The 22,722-nt window shown below is 62.3% G+C and carries 16 protein-coding genes; 15 read left to right on the top strand and 1 reads right to left on the bottom strand.

Features of this window, described 5'->3' with window-relative positions; translation table 11 throughout:
* Positions 1-93 precede the first annotated feature (93 nt).
* The 15 genes from ACSPX5_RS26800 to ureC all read left to right on the top strand — a co-directional run bounded on the left by ACSPX5_RS26800 (position 94) and on the right by ureC (position 15,616).
* Positions 94-2,220, top strand: a complete 2,127-nt coding sequence (locus ACSPX5_RS26800; RefSeq protein WP_439820574.1) for a TonB-dependent receptor — start codon at positions 94-96, stop codon at positions 2,218-2,220.
* A 12-nt stretch (positions 2,221-2,232) separates the two neighbouring features.
* A complete protein-coding gene (locus tag ACSPX5_RS26795) occupies positions 2,233-3,021 on the top strand; it encodes an ABC transporter ATP-binding protein (protein WP_169428665.1) in 789 nt (262 codons plus the stop codon).
* Entirely contained in the window at positions 3,018-3,965 is a 948-nt protein-coding gene (locus ACSPX5_RS26790) for an ABC transporter substrate-binding protein (RefSeq protein WP_207865635.1), read from the top strand. The genes ACSPX5_RS26795 and ACSPX5_RS26790 overlap by 4 nt, the downstream gene beginning before the upstream one ends.
* Entirely contained in the window at positions 3,962-4,972 is a 1,011-nt protein-coding gene (locus ACSPX5_RS26785) for a FecCD family ABC transporter permease (RefSeq protein ID WP_129973478.1), read from the top strand. The genes ACSPX5_RS26790 and ACSPX5_RS26785 overlap by 4 nt, the downstream gene beginning before the upstream one ends.
* Before the next feature lie 205 nt (positions 4,973-5,177).
* A complete protein-coding gene (gene urtA, locus ACSPX5_RS26780; RefSeq protein WP_207865633.1) occupies positions 5,178-6,443 on the top strand; it encodes an urea ABC transporter substrate-binding protein in 1,266 nt (421 codons plus the stop codon).
* A 252-nt stretch (positions 6,444-6,695) separates the two neighbouring features.
* Positions 6,696-8,198 (top strand): urea ABC transporter permease subunit UrtB, encoded by a 1,503-nt coding sequence (gene urtB / locus ACSPX5_RS26775; protein ID WP_439820573.1) that lies wholly within the window; start codon positions 6,696-6,698, stop codon positions 8,196-8,198.
* A complete protein-coding gene (urtC, locus tag ACSPX5_RS26770) occupies positions 8,198-9,277 on the top strand; it encodes an urea ABC transporter permease subunit UrtC (RefSeq protein ID WP_439820572.1) in 1,080 nt (359 codons plus the stop codon). Before urtB ends, urtC begins: the two co-directional genes overlap by 1 nt.
* Positions 9,274-10,143, top strand: a complete 870-nt coding sequence (gene urtD / locus ACSPX5_RS26765) for an urea ABC transporter ATP-binding protein UrtD (protein WP_085746541.1) — start codon at positions 9,274-9,276, stop codon at positions 10,141-10,143. The genes urtC and urtD overlap by 4 nt, the downstream gene beginning before the upstream one ends.
* Positions 10,144-10,276: 133 nt before the next feature.
* Positions 10,277-10,975, top strand: coding sequence for an urea ABC transporter ATP-binding subunit UrtE (gene urtE / locus ACSPX5_RS26760; protein WP_323161485.1), 699 nt, complete (start codon positions 10,277-10,279; stop codon positions 10,973-10,975).
* A gap of 30 nt (positions 10,976-11,005) precedes the next feature.
* Positions 11,006-11,845 carry an urease accessory protein UreD gene (locus ACSPX5_RS26755; protein WP_439820571.1) on the top strand — a complete coding sequence of 280 codons (840 nt, stop codon included), beginning with the start codon at positions 11,006-11,008 and terminating at the stop codon, positions 11,843-11,845.
* A gap of 226 nt (positions 11,846-12,071) precedes the next feature.
* Positions 12,072-12,374, top strand: coding sequence for an urease subunit gamma (gene ureA / locus ACSPX5_RS26750; protein WP_039766748.1), 303 nt, complete (start codon positions 12,072-12,074; stop codon positions 12,372-12,374).
* Between the two features lie 9 nt (positions 12,375-12,383).
* Positions 12,384-12,917, top strand: a complete 534-nt coding sequence (locus ACSPX5_RS26745) for a GNAT family N-acetyltransferase (protein ID WP_169428657.1) — start codon at positions 12,384-12,386, stop codon at positions 12,915-12,917.
* A 5-nt stretch (positions 12,918-12,922) separates the two neighbouring features.
* On the top strand, positions 12,923-13,456 hold the full coding sequence (locus ACSPX5_RS26740; protein WP_169428656.1) for a GNAT family N-acetyltransferase: 534 nt from the start codon (positions 12,923-12,925) through the stop codon (positions 13,454-13,456).
* Positions 13,456-13,761 carry an urease subunit beta gene (locus tag ACSPX5_RS26735; RefSeq protein ID WP_064593167.1) on the top strand — a complete coding sequence of 102 codons (306 nt, stop codon included), beginning with the start codon at positions 13,456-13,458 and terminating at the stop codon, positions 13,759-13,761. Before ACSPX5_RS26740 ends, ACSPX5_RS26735 begins: the two co-directional genes overlap by 1 nt.
* Before the next feature lie 154 nt (positions 13,762-13,915).
* The gene (gene ureC, locus ACSPX5_RS26730; protein ID WP_439820570.1) at positions 13,916-15,616 is read left to right on the top strand and encodes an urease subunit alpha; all 1,701 of its coding nucleotides are present in this window, start codon (positions 13,916-13,918) and stop codon (positions 15,614-15,616) included.
* 33 nt (positions 15,617-15,649) lie between these two features.
* Here ureC and ACSPX5_RS26725 read toward each other — a convergent pair whose 3' ends face one another.
* The gene (locus ACSPX5_RS26725; protein WP_439820569.1) at positions 15,650-22,696 is read right to left on the bottom strand and encodes an NEL-type E3 ubiquitin ligase domain-containing protein; all 7,047 of its coding nucleotides are present in this window, start codon (positions 22,694-22,696) and stop codon (positions 15,650-15,652) included.
* Between the last annotated feature and the right edge of the window lie 26 nt (positions 22,697-22,722).

The raw sequence follows: 22,722 nt of genomic DNA, 5'->3' as shown, positions 1-22,722 counted from the left end.
TTACTGTATAACGCAAATTTGCTGCTCTGCCCGCAGCCATGCACTGTCATGAGGCTGCGGGCTTTTCTTTTGAAGAAGTGATTCACCGCCCCGATGAACAAGTACCTCTTGTCCAGCCTCTGTCTGTTCGCCTTGAACAACAGCGCCCACGCCGACAACGCCCCGCTGACGCTGCCCACCGGCACCATCACCGCCCTGGCCAATGACGACCAGACCGTCAGCCTGACCACGCCGACCAGTGCCGGTTCGCGCCTGAACCTCAGCGCGATGGAAACCCCGGCCAGTGTCGAAAGCCTGAGCGGCGAACAAGTCCGCACCCGTGGCGACCGCAGCGTGCAGGACGCGGTGTCGCGCAGCACCGGCATCAGCCGCACCGGCACGCCGGGCGATGGCGGCACTTCGTTGCAGGCCCGGGGTTTTACCGGACAGGGTTCGGTGATGCAGTTGTATGACGGCAACCGCCTGTACACCGGCATGGGCACCGTGACCTTCCCGGTCGACACCTGGTCAGTGGAGCGCGTCGACGTGCTGCGCGGCCCGGCCTCGGTGCTGTACGGCGAAGGCGCGACCGGCGCGGTGGTCAACGTGATCCCGAAGAAGCCGTTCGCAGGCGAAATCGAAAACCATGTGCGGGTCGGCTACGGCTCGTTCGACAGCCAGCAGCAGGCGTTCGACAGCGGCGGTTCGCTGACCGACACCCTGAGCTATCGCCTCAACCTCAATCGCCTGCGCAGCAACGGCTGGGTTGATCGCGGCGACTCGTCCAGCGACTTCATCAGCGCCGCCCTGCGCTGGCAGGCCACTGACGACCTGACCTTCACCCTTGCCCACGATTACGGCGATCAGCGCCCGCAGAACGACTTCGGCACACCGCTGATCAACGGCCAGTTGAAAGACAGCCTGCGCAACAAGAACTACAACGTGCGCGACGACAAGCAGCACTACAACGATCAATGGACGCGCCTGACCACCGATTGGCAGATCAACAACGCGGTCAGCGCCAGCAACGAGCTGTATTACCTCAAGGCCCAACGCCGCTGGCAGAACGCCGAGAACTACAACTTCGATATCGCAAGCCAACAGCTCAGCCGCAGTGGTTACTTCGGCATTGGCCACAAACAGGAACAGGTCGGCGACCGCCAGACCTTCACCTTCAAGCACTCGCTGTTCGGCCTCGACAGCCAGACCGTGACCGGCGTCGACTACAACCGCATCCGCTTCCAGCTCGACAGCAACTCGCCGTTCAACGACGTATTGCCGAACGGCCAGCCGCTGGATCGCTATCACCCGCAGACCGGTTATTTCGAGAGCGCCGATCCGTATCGCGATCAGTTCGACAGCACCACCAGACAGATGTCGGTGTTCGCCGAAAACCGCACGCAACTGAGCGAGCGCTGGTCGCTGGTGACCGGTGTGCGCCGCGACTACGTGCACGTGGATCGCAACAACCTGGTCGACGGCAGCCAGAGCGACAAGACCCTGACCGGCAACAACTGGAAGGCCGGGCTGGTGTTCGCGCTGACGCAGGACACCTCGTTCTACGGCCAGGTCGCCACTAGCACCGACGGCGTCGGCGGCCTGATTTCCCTGAGCCCGAGTCAGCAGCAATACGACCTGTCCACCGCGCGGCAAACCGAGATCGGCCTGAAGCAGCTGTTCTGGGATCAGCGCGGCGAGTTCACGTTGGCGGCATATCGCATCGTGAAGAAGAAGCTGCTGACTGACGACCCGGGCAACCCGACGCTCAAGCAACAGGTCGGCCAGCAATCGTCGAACGGCCTGGAGGCCAGCCTCGATCTGCAACTGCCGAACGCCTGGCAACTGCAGGCCAACGCCGCAATCGTGAAGGCCAAGTACGACGACTTCGAAGAAGTGATCGGCGGCGTGCCGGTGTCGCGTAATGGCAATCGCCCGGTGGACGTGCCACGTCGCACTGCCAATCTGTGGCTGAGCAAGGCGCTGACCGATGATCTGAAAGCCGGCGCCGGTGTGCGTTATGTCGATGCGCGCTACGCCGACATGGCCAACCGCAACGAGCTGCCGAGTTACACCGTGGTCGATGCGACGCTGTCGTGGAAAGCCCTGCGCAACACCACGCTGGGGTTGCAGGTGAACAATCTGTTTGACCGGACGTATGCACAAAGCCAATACAATGAGGGGCAGCAGTGGATTCTGGGTGAGCCTCGTTCGTTCTTTGTCACGGCTGACTACACCTTCTAGAACAGGAACGAAATGACCTCACTGTCCCTCACCGATCTCGCCTGGACACCCCTGGGCCACGGCCACTGCCATCACCAGTTCCAGCTGCGTGACGCCTCGCTGCAAGTGGCCGCCGGTGAGTTCGTCGGGCTGATCGGGCCCAATGGCAGCGGCAAGACCAGCCTGTTGCGCTGCGCCTACCGCTTCAGCCAGCCGGAACGTGGTGAGGTCAAACTCGACCACCACAACGTCTGGAAACAATCTTCACGCTGGTGTGCGCAACGCATCGCCGTGGTGCTGCAGGAATTCCCCGACGCCTTCGGCCTGACGGTCGAAGAAGTGGTCGCCATGGGCCGTACGCCGCACAAGGGTCTGTTCGATGGCGACACACTGGAAGACCGCCAGCTTGCCACCCAGGCCCTCAAATCCGTGGGCCTCGACGGCTTCGAAGACCACGCGTTCGCCACCCTGTCCGGCGGTGAAAAACAGCGTGTGATTCTGGCCCGCGCCCTGACCCAGCAGCCGCAACTGCTGATCCTCGACGAGCCGACCAACCACCTCGACCCGCGCTATCAGCTGGAACTGCTGCAACTGGTCAAGCGTTTGCAGATCGGCACGTTGGCGAGCATCCACGACCTGAACCTGGCCGCCGCGTTCTGCGACCGTTTGTATGTGATCAACCACGGTCGCATCGTCGCCAGCGGCACCCCGCAACAAGTCCTGACCGTCGAACTGCTGCGCGACGTGTTCGGCGTCGAAGCACTGATCGATTCCCACCCCCTCCACGGCTACCCGCGAATCACCTGGATAACCCGACCATGACTGTGCGCTCCCTGCTTTGCCTCGCTCTGTTGCTGGGCACCACTCAAGCCTTTGCCGAGGCCACGAAGTACCCGCTGACGATCCAGAGCTGCAACCGCGAAGTGACCTTCGAGCAAGCGCCGAAACACGCGGTCAGTCACGACATCAATATGACCCAGATGATGCTCGCCCTCGGCCTCAAGTCGAAGATGGCCGGTTACAGCGGCGTCAGTGGCTGGAAATCGGTAACGCCTGAAATGCAGAGCCTGCTCGACGGTCTGCCGGAACTGGCAGCCAAGTACCCGTCGGTGGAAACCCTGCTCAACGCCAACGTCGATTTCTTCTTCGCCGGCTGGGATTACGGCATGCGCGTCGGCGGTGATCTCACGCCGCAGACCCTGCAACCGCTGGGCATCAACGTCTATGAACTGACCGAATCCTGCGCCTTCGTGATGAAGCGCCCGGCCGCCACGCTGGACGACACTTACAACGATCTGCGCAACCTCGGAAAGATTTTCGACGTGCAGGACCGCGCCAACGCGCTGATCGCCGACATGCAAAGTCAGGTCGCGGAAATCCGCAAAAACCTGCCCGCTGAAAAACCACGGGTGTTCCTGTACGACAGCGGCGAAGACCGCGCCATGACCTCCGGCCGCCTCGGCATGCCGCAGGCGCTGATCGACGCGGCCGGCGGACGCAACGTGCTCGATGACGTCGAAGCGAGCTGGACCCGGGTCAACTGGGAAACCGTGGTCGAGCGCAATCCGCAGGTGATCGTGATCGTCGACTACAGCGAAATTACCGCCGAGCAGAAGATTGAATTCCTGCTGAAGAACAAGGCACTGCAATCGGTGGACGCGATCAAGAACCAGCGCTTCATCGTCATCCCTTACGTGCAGGCCACGCCGGGGATCGACAACGTGCTCGCAGTTGAAACCCTGGCCAAAGGGTTCCACGGCGAATGATCGATCGTCGCTATGCGCTGCTGCTGATCGCCCTCGGTGCCGTGCTGCTGGTGTCGTGCGTGGTGTCGCTGGGCTTCGGCCCGGCGCGGGTGCCGGTGGACGTGGTGTGGCGGATCTTGTTGCACAAACTGTTCGGTCTCGGCGTGCCGGACTGGAGCGCCGGCCAGGAGCACATCGTCTGGCTGATCCGCGTGCCGCGCATGTTGCTCGGTGCATTGGTGGGCGCCGGGCTGGCGTTGATCGGTGCGGTACTGCAAGCGGTGACGCGCAATCCGCTGGCCGATCCGCACCTGCTCGGCGTCACCTCCGGCGCCACGCTCGGTGCAGTGATCGTGGTGCTGCACGTCGGTGAAATCGTCGGCCTGCTGACCTTGCCGATCGCCGCATTCATCGGCGCATTGTTGAGCATGTTTCTGGTGCTGGGCATCGCCAACCGTCAGGGTCGGCTGGACAGTGATCGTCTGCTGCTGTGCGGCGTGGCCGTGTCGTTCGTGATGATGGCGATCGCCAACCTGCTGCTGTTCATGGGCGATCATCGCGCCAGCTCGGCGGTGATGTTCTGGATGCTCGGCGGACTCGGTCTGGCGCGCTGGGAATTGTTGGCGGTGCCGGCGCTCAGCGTGTTGCTCGGACTGATTCTGCTGATCGGCATGGCCCGTCCGCTGAACGCCTTGATGGCCGGCGAACAGACCGCCGTCACCCTCGGCCTGAATGCCCGGGCGGTGCGTCTGCGGGTGTTCGTGATTGCTTCGTTGATGACCGGGGTACTGGTGTCGATCAGTGGTTCCATCGGCTTTGTCGGGCTGATGGTGCCGCACATTGCCCGGCGTCTGATCGGTGCAGAGCACCGGCGTCTGCTGCCGGTGTGCGTGTTGCTCGGCAGCGTATTCCTCGTCTGGGTCGACGTCGCCGCACGCACGCTGATCGCTCCCGAAGACCTGCCCATCGGCGTCGCCACCGCGGCCCTCGGCGGGCTGTTCTTCATCGGCCTGATGCGCCGTCGCTGACTCCTCGGGGCGCGCCCCATTCTGGCGCACCCCGCTGCACCTTTGCATGCAACACGTCCTCCGATGGTGCGCGGACTTTGCGCGCAACCGCTCTAAACCGACATTTCCCTGCTCAAACACGACCGGGCACAGCCCTTGCAAAACACCCTTCAGTCGTTCGCATCTGCCAACCATAAAAAACTTTAACGTTCATGGAGATCGCACAATGAAGCGTCGCAGTTTGATCAAGGCTTTCACACTCACGGCATCGATTGCCGCGATGGGCATGACCTGGACGGTACAGGCCGCCGAGACCATCAAGGTCGGAATTCTGCATTCGTTGTCCGGCACCATGGCGATCTCCGAAACATCGCTCAAGGACATGGCGTTGATGACCATCGACGAGATCAACGCCAAGGGCGGCGTGAACGGCAAGATGCTTGAACCGGTAGTGGTCGACCCGGCGTCGAACTGGCCGCTGTTCGCAGAGAAAGGCCGGCAGTTGCTGACCCAGGACAAGGTCGCGGTGGTGTTCGGCTGCTGGACTTCGGTGTCGCGTAAATCGGTGCTGCCTGTGTTCGAAGAACTCAACGGCCTGCTGTTCTACCCGGTGCAATATGAAGGCGAAGAGATGTCGCCGAACGTGTTCTACACCGGCGCCGCGCCGAACCAGCAAGCGATCCCGGCGGTTGAATACCTGATGAGCGAAGAAGGTGGCGGCGCCAAGCGCTACTTCCTGCTCGGCACCGACTACGTCTACCCGCGCACCACCAACAAGATCCTGCGTTCGTTCCTGCATTCCAAAGGCGTCGCGGATAAAGACATCGAAGAGGTCTACACCCCGTTCGGCCACAGCGACTATCAAACCATCGTCGCCAACATCAAAAAATTCTCGGCCGGCGGCAAGACCGCTGTGATCTCCACCGTGAATGGCGACTCCAACGTGCCGTTCTACAAAGAGCTGGCCAACCAGGGCCTGAAGGCGACCGACGTACCGGTGGTGGCGTTCTCGGTGGGTGAAGAAGAACTGCGCGGCATCGACACCAAGCCGCTGGTGGGCAACCTCGCGGCATGGAACTACTTCGAGTCGGTGGAGAACCCGGTGAACAAGAAATTCGTCGCCGACTGGAAAGCCTACGCGAAGAAACACAACCTGCCAGGCGCCGACAAAGCGGTGACCAACGACCCGATGGAAGCCACCTACGTCGGTATCCACATGTGGGCGCAGGCGGCGGAGAAAGCCAAATCCACCGACGTCGACAAGGTCCGCGAAGCCCTCGGCGGCCAGACCTTCGCCGCGCCGTCCGGCTACACCCTGACCATGGACAAGACCAACCACCACCTGCACAAACCGGTGATGATCGGCGAGATCCAGGCCGACGGTCAGTTCAACGTGGTGTGGCAGACCGAGGGGCCGATTCGGGCACAGCCTTGGAGCCCGTTCATTCCGGGTAATGACAAGAAGCCGGATTATGCGGTGAAGAGCAACTGAGGCGGATTCAGACCTTGAGGCGGACTTGAGACCTTCCCCCTCACCCCAGCCCTCTCCCTCAGGGAGAGGGGGAAAGGGAGCAGATCTCCATCGTTTTCAAAGCCTGAGTTCGACTCTGTTTTTTCAGGTCGATGCTTGATGAACAGACAACTCGGTCAGTCCCCTCTCCCTCCGGGAGAGGGCTAGGGTGAGGGCTGGATTTCGCAGTCGGACACCGCTCCATCGGCCACCGCAACACAGGAAGCACCACCCATGCCCACTGCCTTTTACCGCGTCATCCTGGCCCTCTTGCTCCTGCTGCCCATGATGACCCACGCCAGCGACGCCGAAGACTTCGTCGCCGCCAACCCGACGCAACAGGCCAAACTGCTGGAAGCCTGGGCCGCGCAGCCCGATCCGGCGCGTGTCGAACTGATCAACGCCCTGCAACAAGGCGAGCTGACCGTCGACGGCCAACCCAAAACCCTGCGCCTGAACAACCGCCTGCGGGGTCTGATCGACACCGCACTGGCCAGCCACCAATTGCTCGCCGCCGACGCCAAAACCCGTCTGAGCGCCGCGCAGCAATTGCAGAAAAGCGCCAAACCGGCGCAGCTGAAATTCCTCGACCAGCAACTGGCTGGCGAACAAGATGAAAACGTCCACGCCGCCCTGAGCCTGGCGCTGGCCAACCTGCAACTGGTCGACACTGACCCGGCGGTGCGCCTCGCGGCCGTGCGTCTGCTCGGTGAAACCGGCGACCCATTGGCTCGCACCCGACTTGAAAACCTGCTCGAACCCGGCGTCGAAGCCGACGCCAACGTGCGCACCGCTGCTGAAACCAGCCTCGCCCAGGTCAAACGCAAATTGCTGGTTGGCGAACTGCTCGGTCAGGCGTTCAGCGGCATGTCCCTCGGTTCGATTCTGTTGCTCGCAGCCCTGGGGCTGGCGATCACTTTCGGCTTGCTCGGCGTGATCAACATGGCCCACGGCGAAATGCTGATGCTCGGCGCCTACTCGACCTACGTCGTGCAGTTGATGTTCCAGCGCTACGCCCCGCAGGCCATCGAGTTCTATCCGCTGATCGCGCTGCCCGTGGCGTTCTTCGTCACGGCCGCCATCGGCATGGCCCTGGAGCGCACGGTGATTCGTCACCTCTACGGTCGGCCACTGGAAACCCTGCTCGCCACCTGGGGCATCAGCCTGATGCTGATCCAGTTGGTGCGTCTGGTGTTCGGTGCGCAGAACGTTGAAGTGGCGAACCCCGCGTGGCTGTCCGGCGGGATTCAGGTGTTGCCGAATCTGGTGCTGCCGTACAACCGCATCGTGATCATCGCCTTTGCGTTGTTCGTGGTGGTGCTGACCTGGCTGCTGCTGAACAAGACCCGCCTCGGTCTGAACGTACGCGCCGTTACCCAGAACCGCAACATGGCAGCCTGCTGCGGCGTGCCGACCGGGCGGGTCGACATGCTCGCCTTTGGCCTCGGCTCGGGCATCGCCGGGCTCGGTGGCGTGGCGCTGAGTCAGATCGGCAACGTCGGCCCGGACCTCGGCCAGAGCTACATCATCGACTCGTTCCTGGTGGTGGTGCTCGGCGGCGTCGGCCAACTGGCCGGCAGCGTGTTCGCCGCGTTCGGCCTGGGCATTGCCAACAAGATTCTCGAACCGCAGATCGGTGCGGTGCTCGGCAAGATCCTGATCCTCGCGCTGATCATTCTGTTCATCCAGAAACGTCCGCAAGGCCTCTTCGCACTGAAAGGACGGGTGATCGACTGATGAACCAGCCTCTGCTTGTCACGGCCACACAAAAGGCCGGTCCGAAAGTCACCCTCGCTGTAGGCGCGGTGGTTCTCGCCTTGCTGATCGCCCTGCCGCTGCTGTCGCTGTTGCCGGCGAACAGTGCGCTGCACGTTTCGGCCTACACCCTGACACTGGTCGGCAAGATTCTCTGCTACGCCATCGTCGCCCTGGCACTGGATCTGGTCTGGGGGTACGCAGGTCTCTTGTCGCTGGGCCACGGTCTGTTCTTCGCCCTCGGCGGTTACGCGATGGGCATGTACCTGATGCGTCAGGCCGCCGGTGATGGTCTGCCGGCGTTCATGACCTTCCTGTCGTGGACCGAGTTGCCGTGGTACTGGAGCGGCACCGGCAGCTTCCTCTGGGCGATGTGCCTGGTGGTGCTGGCGCCGGGCTTGCTGGCGCTGGTGTTCGGTTTCTTCGCGTTCCGTTCACGGATCAAGGGCGTGTATTTCTCGATCATGACCCAGGCCCTGACCTTCGCCGGGATGCTGCTGTTTTTCCGCAACGAGACCGGCTTCGGCGGCAACAACGGTTTCACCAATTTCCGCACGATCCTCGGTTTCGGCATCACCGAACCCGGCACTCGTGCAGTGCTGTTTCTGGCGACGGTATTGCTGCTGGTGGCGAGCCTGTTCATCGGTTGGCGACTGGCCCGCAGCAAGTTCGGCCGGGTGCTGACGGCGTTGCGCGATGCGGAAAACCGTTTGATGTTCTGCGGCTACGATCCGCGCGGCTTCAAGCTGTTCGTCTGGGTGTTGAGCGCGGTGTTGTGTGGTCTGGCCGGTGCGCTGTACGTGCCGCAGGTGGGGATCATCAACCCCAGCGAAATGTCGCCGACCAACTCGATCGAAGCCGCCGTGTGGGTGGCCCTCGGCGGGCGCGGCACCCTGATCGGCCCGCTGCTCGGCGCCGGTGTGGTCAACGGCATGAAGAGCTGGTTCACCGTGGCCTTCCCCGAATACTGGCTGTTCTTCCTCGGCGCGCTGTTCATCGTCGTGACGTTGTACCTGCCCAAAGGCGTGATCGGTCTGCTGAAGAAACGAGGTGAATCATGAGAGTCACGGCGAGCGCTGAATTCATGCTGGAACCGGCCTTTTTCCCGGTGGAGCCCAACAAGGACGAAGGCACCAGCCGCGACTCGATCGGCCTCGGACAACGCGTCGGTCCGGGCCTCGACACCCGTCACGGCACGATCCTGACCCTGGAAGACATCAGCGTCAGCTTCGACGGCTTCCGGGCGCTGAACAATCTGAACCTGTACATCGGCGTCGGCGAACTGCGTTGCATCATCGGCCCCAACGGCGCGGGCAAGACCACGCTGATGGACGTGATTACCGGCAAGACCCGCCCGAGCCATGGCAAGGCGTGGTTCGGCGAAACCCTCGACCTGACGCAGATGAGCGAAGTGCAGATCGCCCAGGCCGGCATCGGTCGCAAGTTCCAGAAACCGACGGTGTTCGAAGCGTTGAGCGTGTTCGAGAACCTGGAGCTGGCGCAGAAAACCGACAAGTCGGTGTGGGCCAGTCTGCGGGCGCGGTTGAGCGGCGAGCAGAAAGACCGGATCAGCGAAGTGCTCGACACCATTCGCCTGACCACCTCGGTCAATCGCCCGGCGGGGTTGCTGTCCCACGGGCAGAAACAGTTTCTGGAAATCGGCATGTTGCTGATGCAGGACCCGCAATTGCTGTTGCTCGATGAACCGGTGGCGGGCATGACCGACGCCGAAACCGAGTTCACCGCCGAGCTGTTCAAGTCGCTCGCCGGCAAACATTCGCTGATGGTGGTGGAACACGACATGGGCTTCGTCGGCTCGATTGCCGACCATGTCACCGTGCTGCATCAGGGCAGCGTGCTGGCCGAGGGGTCGCTGGAACAGGTGCAGGACAACGAGCGCGTGATCGAAGTCTATCTCGGCCGCTGAAACTGCAAACACCTTTCCAATGTGGGAGCGGGCTTGCTCGCGAATGCGGTGTGTCATTCAAAGTTGATGGCGACTGATCCACCGCATTCGCGAGCAAGCCCGCTCCCACAGGGGGATTTGAGGAGATCTGGAAATGCTGCAAGTCGACAAGCTGCACCAGTATTACGGCGGAAGCCACATCCTGCGTGGCCTGAGCTTTGACGTGAAGGTCGGCGAAGTGACCTGCCTGCTCGGCCGTAACGGCGTGGGCAAGACCACGCTGCTCAAATGCCTGATGGGCCTGTTGCCGGCCAAGGAAGGCGCGGTGAACTGGGAAGGCCAACCGATCACCACGTTCAAGCCGCATCAACGGGTACACGCCGGGATCGCCTACGTGCCGCAGGGCCGGGAGATTTTCGGCCGGCTGACCGTGGAAGAGAACCTGCTGATGGGCCTGTCGCGTTTTCCCGGCAGCCAGGCCAAAGAGGTTCCGGCGTTCATCTACGAGTTGTTCCCGGTGCTGCTGCAAATGAAACAGCGGCGCGGTGGTGACTTGTCCGGCGGTCAGCAGCAACAACTCGCCATCGGCCGCGCGCTGGCCAGCCGTCCACGACTGCTGATCCTCGACGAGCCCACCGAAGGCATCCAGCCGTCGGTGATCAAGGAAATCGGCGCGGTGATCAAGAAGCTCGCCGCCCGTGGCGACATGGCGATTCTGCTGGTGGAGCAGTTCTACGATTTCGCCGCCGAGCTGGCCGATCAGTACCTGGTGATGTCCCGGGGCGAGATCGTGCAGCAGGGCCGTGGAGAAAATATGGAAAGCGAGGGTGTGCGCGGCCTGGTTACGATCTAACCTGTAGCGTCCTAACGATAATCAGAAAACATGAACTTACCTTTAGCGACTGCCCTGTTTACCCCGAGCTGGCACGCCGAGCTTGAGCTGGCCTACGCCCGCTTCGGCGATTGCACACGACCGACCCGACGCCGGCACCTCGGCCCGCTGCGGGTGCAAAAGCACCTGTACGCCGAAGGGCCCGAGGTCTGCCAGCACATTATCGTCCACCCGCCGGGCGGGATTGCCGGCGGTGACCGGCTCGACATCAGCGCCCGCGTCGAACAGGGCGCCTGGGCACAGATCACCAGCCCCGGCGCGGCCAAGTGGTATCGCGCGGCGGGGCCCGCTTATCAGTCGCTCAACCTGCATGTCGCTGATGGCGCGACACTGGAATGGCTGCCCCAGGAAACCATCGTCTACAGCGCCGCCCAGGCTGAACTCACGACCTCGATCGACCTTGAAGGCGATGCGCGGCTGTTTTACTGGGACGTGGTGGCGCTCGGTCGTCCGGCCAGTGGCGAGCGTTTCGACCTCGGGCATTTCCAGGCGCATCTGGATATTCGCCGTGATGGCCGGTTGTTGTGGCATGAGCGTCAGCGCATCGTCGGTGATGACGGCTTGCTGGATTCGCCGATCGGGCTGGATGGCAATCCGGTGTTTGCGACGTTGCTGGTCACCGGTGAAGTCGACGCTGAATTGCTGGAGCGCTGCCGCTCGCTGGAGCACGAAGTGCGCGGGGATCTGACGCAATTGCCCGGTCTTTTGGTCGCCCGTTGCCTGGCCAGTGAAGCGTTGCTGGCGCGGGCGTGGCTTATTGAGTTGTGGCGATTGTTGCGGCCGAAATTGATGGGACGCGAGGCAGTACCGCCAAGAATATGGAACACCTGAAAACCAGCCCTCACCCCCCGCCCTCTCCCGGAGGGAGAGGGAGCCTGACCGAGGTGCCCTGAAAAGAAATTTTTTAACTCAAAAATGTTGCTGACTGAACTGGCCATTGCAAACGACAGCGATCTGTCCCCTCTCCCCCCGGGAGAGGGCTAGGGTGAGGGCTGGGTCTGACTGACACCCCACTCACCACAAGAACCACACAAACTGCCCAAATGGATTTAAAACGATGGACCTGACCCCACGCGAAAAAGACAAGCTGCTGATCTTCACCGCCGGCCTCGTTGCCGAGCGGCGACTGGCCCGTGGCGTGAAGCTCAACTACCCGGAAGCCATGGCCTACATCTCGGCGGCGCTGCTCGAAGGTGCCCGTGACGGCCAGACCGTGGCCGAGCTGATGCACTACGGCACCACCCTGCTGACCCGCGATCAGGTGATGGAAGGCATCCCGGAAATGATCCCGGAGATCCAGGTCGAAGCGACGTTTCCCGACGGCACCAAACTGGTCACCGTCCACCAACCGATCGTCTGAGGCCGCGCCATGACTTACACCATCCGCGATGCACTGCACGCCGACCTGCCGGCGATCCGCGACATTTACAACGACGCCGTGCTCAACACCACGGCGATCTGGAATGAATCCGCCGTCGACCTCGGCAACCGTCAGGCGTGGTTCAGCGCGCGCCAGGCCCAGGGGTATCCGATCCTGGTGATCGTCGACGCCGACAACACCACCTTCGGCTACGCTTCGTTCGGTGACTGGCGACCGTTCGACGGTTTCCGCCACACCGTCGAGCACTCGGTCTACGTGCGCAGCGACCAGCGCGGCAACGGCCTCGGCCCGCAACTGATGACCGCGCTGATCGAACGCGCGAAAACCTGTGGCAAGCACGTCATGGTCGCCGCCATCGAAAGCGGCAACGCGGCGTCGATCCGCCTGCACGAGCGTGCCGGTTTCATCACCACCGGGCAGATGCCGCAAGTCGGCACCAAGTTCGGCCGCTGGCTCGACCTGACCTTCATGCAACTGACCCTCAATCCTGGCGCGGAGCCACCGCCCGCCAACAAGGAGTGACACCGATGAACCCCGCCCAACTGCGACGCGTCAATGCTGAAAGTTTTGCGCACTATCGTCAGGGCCTGATCGACCTGCTGCTCGACGCCGTGGGGTATGGCGCCAGCGTCGGCTTCATGGCCGACCTCGATGCCGCGCAGGCCCGTGCCTATTTCGATGAAGTGCAGGACAACCTGAACAAGGGCAGCGTCTTGCTGTGGGTGGTGGTCAAGGACGAACAGGTGCAGGCCAGCGTCCAGTTGAGCCTGTGCCAGAAAGCCAACGGCCTGAACCGTGCCGAGGTGCAGAAATTGCTGGTGCGCGAACACGCCCGGCGGCGCGGCCTCGGTCAGCAATTGATGGAAGCGCTGGAGCTGACGGCCCGCCAGTACAAGCGCGGCATGCTTTACCTCGACACCGAGGCCGGCTCCCCTGCCGAAGATTTCTACAAGGCCCTGGGTTACACCCGCGCCGGGGAAATCCCCGACTACGCCTGCGACCCGAGTGGCACCTATCGCCCGACGGCCCTCTATTACAAAGTCCTGCAAGGAGCGAACTGATGATTCCCGGCGAATACCGGATCCAGCCCGGCGACATCGAACTCAACGTCGGTCGCCGCACCGTCAGCCTGAAGGTGGCGAACAGCGGAGACCGGCCGATCCAGGTCGGCTCGCACTACCATTTTTTCGAAACCAACGACGCCCTGACCTTCGACCGCGCCGCCAGTCGCGGCATGCGCCTGAACATCCCGGCAGGCACCGCCGTGCGCTTCGAACCGGGCCAGAGCCGCGAGGTGGAACTGGTGGATTACGCCGGACACCGGCGGGTGTTCGGGTTTGCCGGGCGGGTCATGGGTGACCTCTGAGTCCGCGTGTACCGCAGCCCTCACCCCAGCCCTCTCCCAGGGGAGAGGGAGCCAACCACCGATAACTGCCCCACCGCGATCAGTCCCCTCTCCCTCCGGGAGAGGGTTAGGGTGAGGGTCGATGGCTCACCGCTATTTTCCTGAAGGACGCCAGATGAAGATTTCCAGACAAGCCTACGCCGACATGTTCGGCCCCACCGTCGGCGACAAGGTGCGCCTGGCCGACACCGAGCTGTGGATCGAGGTCGAACAGGACTTCACCACCTACGGCGAAGAAGTGAAATTCGGCGGCGGCAAAGTGATCCGCGACGGCCAGGGCCAGAGCCAGTTGCTGGCGGCCGAGGTGGTCGACACCGTCATCACCAACGCGCTGATCATCGACCACTGGGGCATCGTCAAGGCTGACGTCGGCCTCAAGGACGGGCGCATCGCCGCCATCGGCAAGGCCGGCAACCCGGACGTGCAGCCCGGCGTGACCATCGCCATCGGCGCCAGCAGCGAAGTGATCGCCGGCGAAGGCATGATCCTTACCGCCGGCGGCATCGACACCCACATCCACTTCATCTGCCCGCAGCAGATCGAAGAAGCGCTGATGAGCGGCGTCACCACCATGATCGGCGGCGGCACCGGCCCGGCCACCGGTACCAATGCAACGACCTGCACTTCGGGGCCGTGGCATCTGGCGCGGATGCTCCAGGCTGCCGACGCGTTCCCGATGAACATTGGCCTCACCGGCAAGGGCAACGCCAGCCTGCCAGAGCCATTGATCGAACAGGTCAAGGCCGGCGCCATCGGCCTCAAGTTGCACGAAGACTGGGGCACCACCCCGGCGAGCATCGACAACTGCCTGAGCGTCGCCGACCAGTACGATGTGCAGGTGGCGATCCACACCGACACCCTCAACGAGTCCGGTTTCGTCGAAACCACTCTCGGTGCATTCAAGGGCCGCACCATCCACACCTATCACACCGAAGGTGCCGGTGGCGGCCATGCGCCGGACATCATCAAGGCCTGTGGTTTCGCCAACGTGCTGCCGAGTTCGACCAATCCAACTCGGCCGTTTACCCGCAACACCATCGACGAACACCTCGACATGCTGATGGTCTGCCACCACCTCGACCCGAGCATTGCCGAAGACGTGGCGTTCGCCGAAAGCCGTATCCGCCGCGAAACGATTGCCGCCGAAGACATCCTCCACGACCTCGGCGCATTCTCGATGATCAGCTCCGACAGTCAGGCCATGGGCCGCGTCGGCGAAGTCATCACGCGCACCTGGCAGACCGCCGACAAGATGAAAAAACAGCGTGGCCCGCTGCCGCAGGACGGCGAAGGCAACGACAACTTCCGCGCCAAACGCTACATCGCCAAGTACACGATCAACCCGGCGATCACCCACGGCATCAGCCATGAAGTGGGTTCGGTGGAAGTCGGCAAGTGGGCGGATCTGGTGCTCTGGCGCCCGGCCTTTTTCGGCGTGAAGCCGACGCTGATCCTCAAGGGCGGCGCCATCGCCGCGAGCCTGATGGGCGACGCCAACGCCTCGATCCCGACCCCGCAACCGGTGCATTACCGTCCGATGTTTGCCAGTTACGGTGGCTCGCTGCACGCCACCAGCCTGACCTTCATCAGCCAGGCAGCACAGGAATCGGGACTGCCCGAAGCGTTGGGCCTGAAGAAGAAAATCGCCGTGGTCAAAGGTTGTCGCGACGTGCAGAAAACCGACTTGATCCACAACGATTACCTGCCGACTATCGACGTCGATCCGCAGACCTATCAGGTCAAGGCTGACGGTGTACTGCTCTGGTGCGAGCCAGCGGAGTCCCTGCCGATGGCGCAGCGTTATTTTCTGTTCTGAAGAACAACCCCGGTCGCCCGGGGCTGTCTCTGGCTAGCGAGCAGAGGTGTCCACCAAGTCCCGCGAGGTGCGTGGGTGAGCACCATCGGTTTCGACCGGTGCGGGCTCACCCGTTTCCAGCCGGGATAACTCAATCAGTTTCAGATTGCGCTTCAGTTCCCGCTCGATCTCGAGCATCTGCACGGCCTCCTGATAATCCGCACTGTGCAGGTCGTCCTCGAACCGGCCCTCGATGTCCGACTGTTTCTCTCTCATACGCTGATCCAGGTCGCTGAAGGCCTGAGGATATTTCTCCTCGAGGTACTGTACCCAGTAATCGCGGCTGATCAGATCCTCATAGAACTGTGCGCTTTTTTCTGCGTTCACTACCGCGGCACGTGCAGCCGCCAGTTCTTCGCCCCGGATCGGCCGGGCAAACCGCATGTGGCTAGGTTGCCCCGGCAGACGCAGACCGTCTTCCCAGCCGGAGGTCAGAGCAATTCGATACTGCAGGCGTACTTCAGCCGGATCCGCGTGGCGCCCCATGCTGCGGGTGGCGAGTTTTTCCACTTCGCCCAGGCGGAACAATTGCCGCGACAAGTCGAGCAAGGCGCGCCCCTTGTTCGCAAGACCGGGCTGCAAATGGCGCAAGGCGTTGTACTCGAACACCTTGACCTCGATTTCACTCAACGCCAGGGTTCGCCCGTCGACGCAGGTCGTGTGCGTGGTGGCCATGGAAAACAGCGTGTCACGCAGCTCCTGGCTGCCATCGGCGGCTTCGACGATTTCCCAGACCCGACGGGTCAGGTCGGCGCGAAATACGCGGAACTCTTCGGTGTCCGGCATCCGCGACAGCAGGTGAAAGAACGCCGCGTTGTCGGGTTCGGCAGCCAGTCGCTGCCACATCGCCCGATAGCGTGCAGAGTCCTCCTCGGGCAAGTTTTCAATCCACGGTGTCACTTGCTGCTCAAGGACCGTTTCGGGGAGTGCCGGAATAACCTCTTCGGGTTCACTTTCGACCTCCAGGTCTTCGGCATCACTTTCGGTGGTGCTGTACATGTCATGGATCATCCGGTCGATGTCGGCATACGTCAGACCCAGCAGGTCGCGCCGGCCATGGGCATCGGCGTATTCACGCAGTCTCAGCAGACTCTGCTGCGATATTTCGTAGTTCTCCGCCAGATTGCTGCCGGCCAGTAACGCCGTATGGCTGCCGTCAAACAGCTCGGGGGGGATCGATGCAATTTCATTGTTGCTCAAGTCAATCGCCTGCAAGCGTGGGGCCTGCAATGCGCCCTCCGGCCAGGCAGTCAGCAGGTTATCGCGCAGATCCAGCCGCACCAGCTGCCCGAAACCCGTGACGTTGAACGAACGCAGGCTGTTATGGCTGAGGTCCAGCCACTGCAACTGCGTCAGCCTCTGCAGCGCTTGCCCCGTAGCTGCGGAATCCGCAAGACCGGTAAGCGACAGCTCCAGCCGCTCGAGCCGATGCATTTGTGCCACCGGTTCGGGCACTGCAGGCAAGTGATTGCCGCTGAGGTTGAGCCGACGTACCTGCATGAACGCCCTGAGGAAACCACTGGAGCCTTGTGAAGTGAGCTTGACGCCCCCCAGGTTCAAGCTACTCACTGCCGCAAACGTCGTACCCGGCTCCGGCAGGTTGCCCACCTGCAGACCGTTGAGATCCAGTTCTCGATCCGGGACGCCATTCCAGTCGACGGTGCCTTCGCGCCAGCATTCCATGATGCGCTGCGCGGCGAGCTGACGGGTGCGCGATGACACGACCCAATCCATGCCCCGGGTTTCATGGGTGAACAGCCAATCGTTCAGACGCCGCGTCAGGGACTCGAAGTCGCGGTCCCATGCGTCGATTTGCGCGCCGATCTGCACCTCGGTCAGGCCCGCGTCCTGCATCCGCTCGATGGCCTGTTGCGCCCGAGCGTTGTCGTATTGCGGGCGCAGACGCCGGACTCGGGCGATCCAGCCCGCCGGTCCCTCGCCTGCCAGCGGCGGCGGTAACGGCAGCAGTCGTCGGGCGATCACTGAGCCACTTTCGATGGGCGGGGTTCGATGGCGCGGTTCTTCCAGCGCAAAGCGCTGCAACGATCCGGGCAACAGACCTCTGGCTGTTTCGATGCGCTGGCGCGCTGTGAGCAGCGACGCTTTGGCCTGTGCAGTCAGCGGCGTACCGCTCAGGCTGGTATCGAGCAACAACGCGTCACGCGCCAGCAACGCGTCCGGCAGCGAGGTCAACCGGCTGTCACTCAGGTCCAGCCAGGTCAGTTCCGGCAGCTGCTCCGCACCCGTCGGCCATTCACGCAGGGCCGTTGCGCTGAGGTCCAGCGACTTCAGGCGATTCATTCCGCGCACATCGATACTGCTCAATGGGTTGTCATGCAGATTGAGCGTTTCAAGCGCCGGCAGATCCGCTGACTCCAGCGGCAGCGCAGACAAACCGCAATGGCTCAGGTCCAGTGTATCGACACCGCTGAAGGTACGAAGAAAACCACGCAGCTGTTCGAGCGGAACCTGCAGCCCTGCCAGATGCAGGCTTCTGACGTGGGTGAAGCCCTCAGCGGACAAGCTCGGAAGGCTGTCCATCGGCGAGCCGAGAATAGCCAGCACCGAGGCATCGTTGGGCGGGCTGACATAGAGGTTGTAGAACAGGCTTTCGGTACGTGCGCCATAGCGCTGGAACAACCCGCTGCGCCAACTGCTTCGCAACGCTTCGGCCACCGCCGAGCGTGCTGCGCCGCCATTGAATACCGTCGGATCGGAACCGACCCATTCCTGAAGCCGGTTCAGTTCACTGAACTGCTCACTCAAGGTTTCGATCGCGGCAAAACGACTGCCGACGTCCGTCCACTGGGCCTTGAACCCCGGGCTCAAGACATCGAACAGGTTCGCTTCCATGTCGACAAAACGCTTGAGTTCACCGCGACAATAATCCGCAACCATTTCGTCCAGATCGAGCAGATGCCGAGGTTGACTGCGGACAAATTCATAGATCGGCTTGAACACCCGACGCGGAAATTTCGACCAGTCCAGTGACAGGCCGGACAACAATCGCTGATGGCCTTCATAGATTTCCACCGGCAGAGTATTGATCGCGGTCGCTCGCAGATTCAGACGCTCGAGTCGCGGCAAATCCAGAACGCCCTGCGGCCACTGGTACATCTGCGGACTGACGACTTCGAGCCTGCGCAATTGGCGCATGCCAGCGACGTCGAGCGTCATGGGCACCACCGGATTCACCCCGCCGGCGGTACAGTGCAGCTCCAGCTCTTCCAGCCGGGTCAGCACACGCAGACGTGACGCCACCTGGCCGGTGATCGGCGTGGAGAGTTTCAGGCGGGTCATGTGTCGCAGCGTCTTCAATGTCGCGAGCACTTTGTCGAACTCCGCCACGCTTGCGCTCAGGACCAGTTTCTCGACATTGGGAAACGCGGCAAGCGTATCGCCGACCACCGGGGTGTGCAGCGTCAGTTCGCGAACGTGGGCAAAGTCCGCCGGCAATGAGGGCAACGGCACGTCACTTATGAGTGTCAGGCGGGCCGCTTGCCGATGGTGCTCGGCCAACGGTGCATTGCGCCAGCAGTCCTTGATGCTTTGCACCACGCTGACTGACTCGTCACGGGTAGCGCGCAGAGGCAGGCTTTGCGACACCAGCCATTGATCGAGTGTCGTTTCCAGCCTCTGCCACTCGCTCAACCGGTTGTTGAGCAAATGAAAAATCTGTTGATCGCTCCTGCCCAACCGCCACTGCTCAAGAATAAAGCCTCGGGCCTGGGCGTCATTCAATCCCGGATAAACGTTCTGCACGTGAACGGTCAACGCCAGGCTCGGCCCCGGCCCGTCACCACTGGCGGGATAGCCGAGCACGCCGGGCGCTATGCGTTGCGGCGGTTTGAACCATGGTTTTTCGGCGGTGCCTTCCCGCAGAATACGGGCCGACTGGCCGCGATCGGCGAGCGCCCGTTCGATGATCGTGCGTTGCAGATCATTGCTCTGCCAAACATTCGGCAGGCCCAGCCCATGACGAGCCTCATCGGGCAAGGCATGCATCAACGAAGCGTAAAAATTGTCACCTTTGTGCGGAATGCTGTTGAGCGGTTCATCGCGCTCATTGACAGCCTGATAGGCATCCCCGTACTTGACGAGGTACTTGCGCGTCGAGGCGGTTTCGCTGCCGATGGCGTCCAGCATCGGCCCGTCAATGCTGCCCTCGCGGATTTCCAGACGCACGTCATTGGACCAGCCTGGCAGTCGTCCCAATGTCTGCAATGCGAGATGGCGGCTGTCGGCAGATGCCATGGTTTCACTGCGCAACCCGGCCATAGCTCGGGTCAGGCGACCCGTCTGGCCATACCAGCGACCGAGTTCCTGCAAATGCAGCGGGACCTTCGCCGTACTGTCCAGCCTCGCCAGTTCTCCGGCATTCGCCTGACTCAGGACGGCGCTGGCCGCTCGCTCGGTCAGGCCGGGGATGATCCGTTGCAGCTTCGCCGTCCGGGGATCCACGGGGGCAGTACCTTTGAGCAGGCTGTCGAACAGCGCCGACTGCTGCGCGCTGGCAAAATCGGCCATCTGTGCGGCGAGCTCCCGGGGCCGTGCAGCCCGAACGCGCGCCGGCTCGCCACCCAACAGACGAACCGTCTCGGCTTCATCCAGTGCCGCGAGAATGCGCGCAGGCAACGCACCGCCAAGTACCTCGTCCCGACTGATGCGGATCGGCGCCTTGCCCCCGCGCTTCACCCCGTAGCCGCGCGCGGTGCCCGACAGATCGGCCGCATCGTAGACCTTCAACTGCCGCCCCCACGGCCAGCGTGGCATGTCGGGCAGCAGTGGCAGCACCTGCAGATAACGATCGTCAATGGCCTGTCGGCCTGCAATCTGCTCGACGATCAGCCCGGCATCCCGCTCGGTGTTGAGCAGACGCATGGCATCCGCCAGCTCCGGAGGGGGCAAGGCATTGTCCAGATGCATCCTGCGCAAGGCGTCATCGCTGACACCGGCCATATCGGCAAGGGTCAGCAGCTGCTCGTCAGTGAACGCATCGGTGCTGTAGCCGATGCGCCGCAAGAGTGTCAGCCGGTCCCAGTTCTGCGCACGCTCGAGCGTATGTCGCCAAGCGCCGGCGCCGTTGTGTGTCAGCAGCGGTTGATAAGCCTGTGGATCGTTTGGGTGATTGATTCGCCATGCCCTGAGCGACTCGTCATAAGTCTGCCGGTACGTCTTGCCTTCAAGCCGAATGTAGTGGTTTTGCCCGACCTCGTACTGCCCCAATGCATTCGGCACTGCACGCGAGTCCAGCGTGACCGGACTCGCGTAGTCACTCAGATCCGGCCTCCACAAGCGGGTCGTGCCATCGGGCATTTGCACCTGATGCAGGTTCTCGATGACCGGTGTCGGTCTGGCTGCGGTCAGCCGGGCGAGCCCTTTGCCGGCACCCGCCATCAGAGCCACCAATGCGAGGTTTTGCGCGACATCGATCAGGTGTGCCTTTGCAGCCTTGCGATCCCCCTCACTCCACTCGATGGCGCCTTCAAAGGTTTCTTCGAGCAGTTGCCCTGCCATCACCACCATCATCACTTCGCCCAGCACCGGCACGAACATCGAAACGCCAGTCAGCACCAGCATGCCGATATTCAGCAGCGAGGAGAGCTTTTCCGAGCGTACTCTGGCATCGACATCCGCCGTGGGCACGGCATGGCTGCGAGCATCGGTAATCAAGCGGTCGCGATGCTGTTCGAACAGGTAATTCCATAGATCGACGTTATCCGCCCAGATCCCGTGGCCCTTGCGGGAAAGGTCCACAGGATTCAGATACGGATCCGCATTCGGCACCTGCGCGACCGGTGACGCCGGCGGCAACTCGCGAATCCCGACAAGCGTCCCGCTGAGGGGATTGAAGGCCTTGAGAATCTCATTGAGCAGCGAACTGTAAGGCTCCAGTCTCTGTGCGAATGTCCGGTCGGGTGTGTCTTCGGTGAACTGACTGAAAAAGTGTGGTCGGTCCGCATAGGCGACAAACTGGCTGAAAAAGCGCTGGTAGGCATTCGGTTCTGCAGGATGAACCTGACTGGCATCGCGAGCGGTGAAGCGCTGCTTGAACATCGCTTCGATTTCCCGGCCCTTGTAGCGTTTGAGCGGGTGATAGGGATCGCCCGGGATATACAGCATCGAATCGTCGCTGTAGCGGTACTTCTCGCAGATCGTGAACATCACACAACCGGTCATGCGCCGCCCCATCAGGCCCAGATCGCAGAACCAGATCTGCCGCTTGCCCTGACGCGGCGCCAGTTCGCCATTGAGGACCGAGCGAATCGATGCATAGTCTTCGCGCCCGATGTCGCCTTTGACCAGGGCCAGTTCGGCTGCCGCACGCAGGGCGGTCTTGTGCGCGTCGATGAATGTGTCGCGCAATGCATCCTCGGCCGCCGCGTCTTTGGGGTGCAGGAAATCCTTGAGATACGCCTGATATTTCGCCCCGATGTCCAGCGTACGACACAGACCGATGAACTGTTCGACGGTCAAACGGGTACTCAACGGCTGCAGAATGCCTGGCTTCGAGGTTTCAACGCGAAATCCCGACGTTTGATGAAACTCTCCACGTTTACCTTCACGGGCTTCGAAGTTGTGCAATGCAGCTTGCAGCAGAGGCAGTTTCATGACTTCGAAAAAATCGATTTCGATGGCAAAAATCCCCATCTCCACCGGTTTGTTCAGTACCAGCCAGGTCTTGTTGACGTCCAGCGTCACATTGAAACGGTCCTTGAGGGCCTGGGTCAGCAATGGTGCGGCGAAGCGGTCGATGTCCTGGAAGGTCGACATGGCCTTGTCCAGGCGCGACCGGGCAGCGAGGCTGTCGGCCGCAGCGTCACCCACGGCCTTGCGTTGCTCGCGGGATGCGCGCCTGTACCAGTCCGGCGGGGCGGAGTCGGCATTCTTCAAGGCCTCGCGCTGGCGCAACGGTGCATTGACCAGCCACTGCGGGCTGGATTGCCGAAGAAAATCGGCGTGCAGACTCTGCGTCACGACCGGTCCCGGCGGCGGTGCGACGTTGTCCGGCGAAAGTGAATTGACGGGTGTGTCGGACATGGTTTCGCTCCTTGAAATGGAGCGAA

Origin of the sequence: Pseudomonas sp. HLG18 (assembly GCF_051903985.1) — a bacterium.
Classification (GTDB): domain Bacteria; phylum Pseudomonadota; class Gammaproteobacteria; order Pseudomonadales; family Pseudomonadaceae; genus Aquipseudomonas; species Aquipseudomonas fluorescens_BT.
Note: the sequence above shows the minus strand (reverse complement) of the source record. Positions and strands in the feature narration are given on the sequence as shown.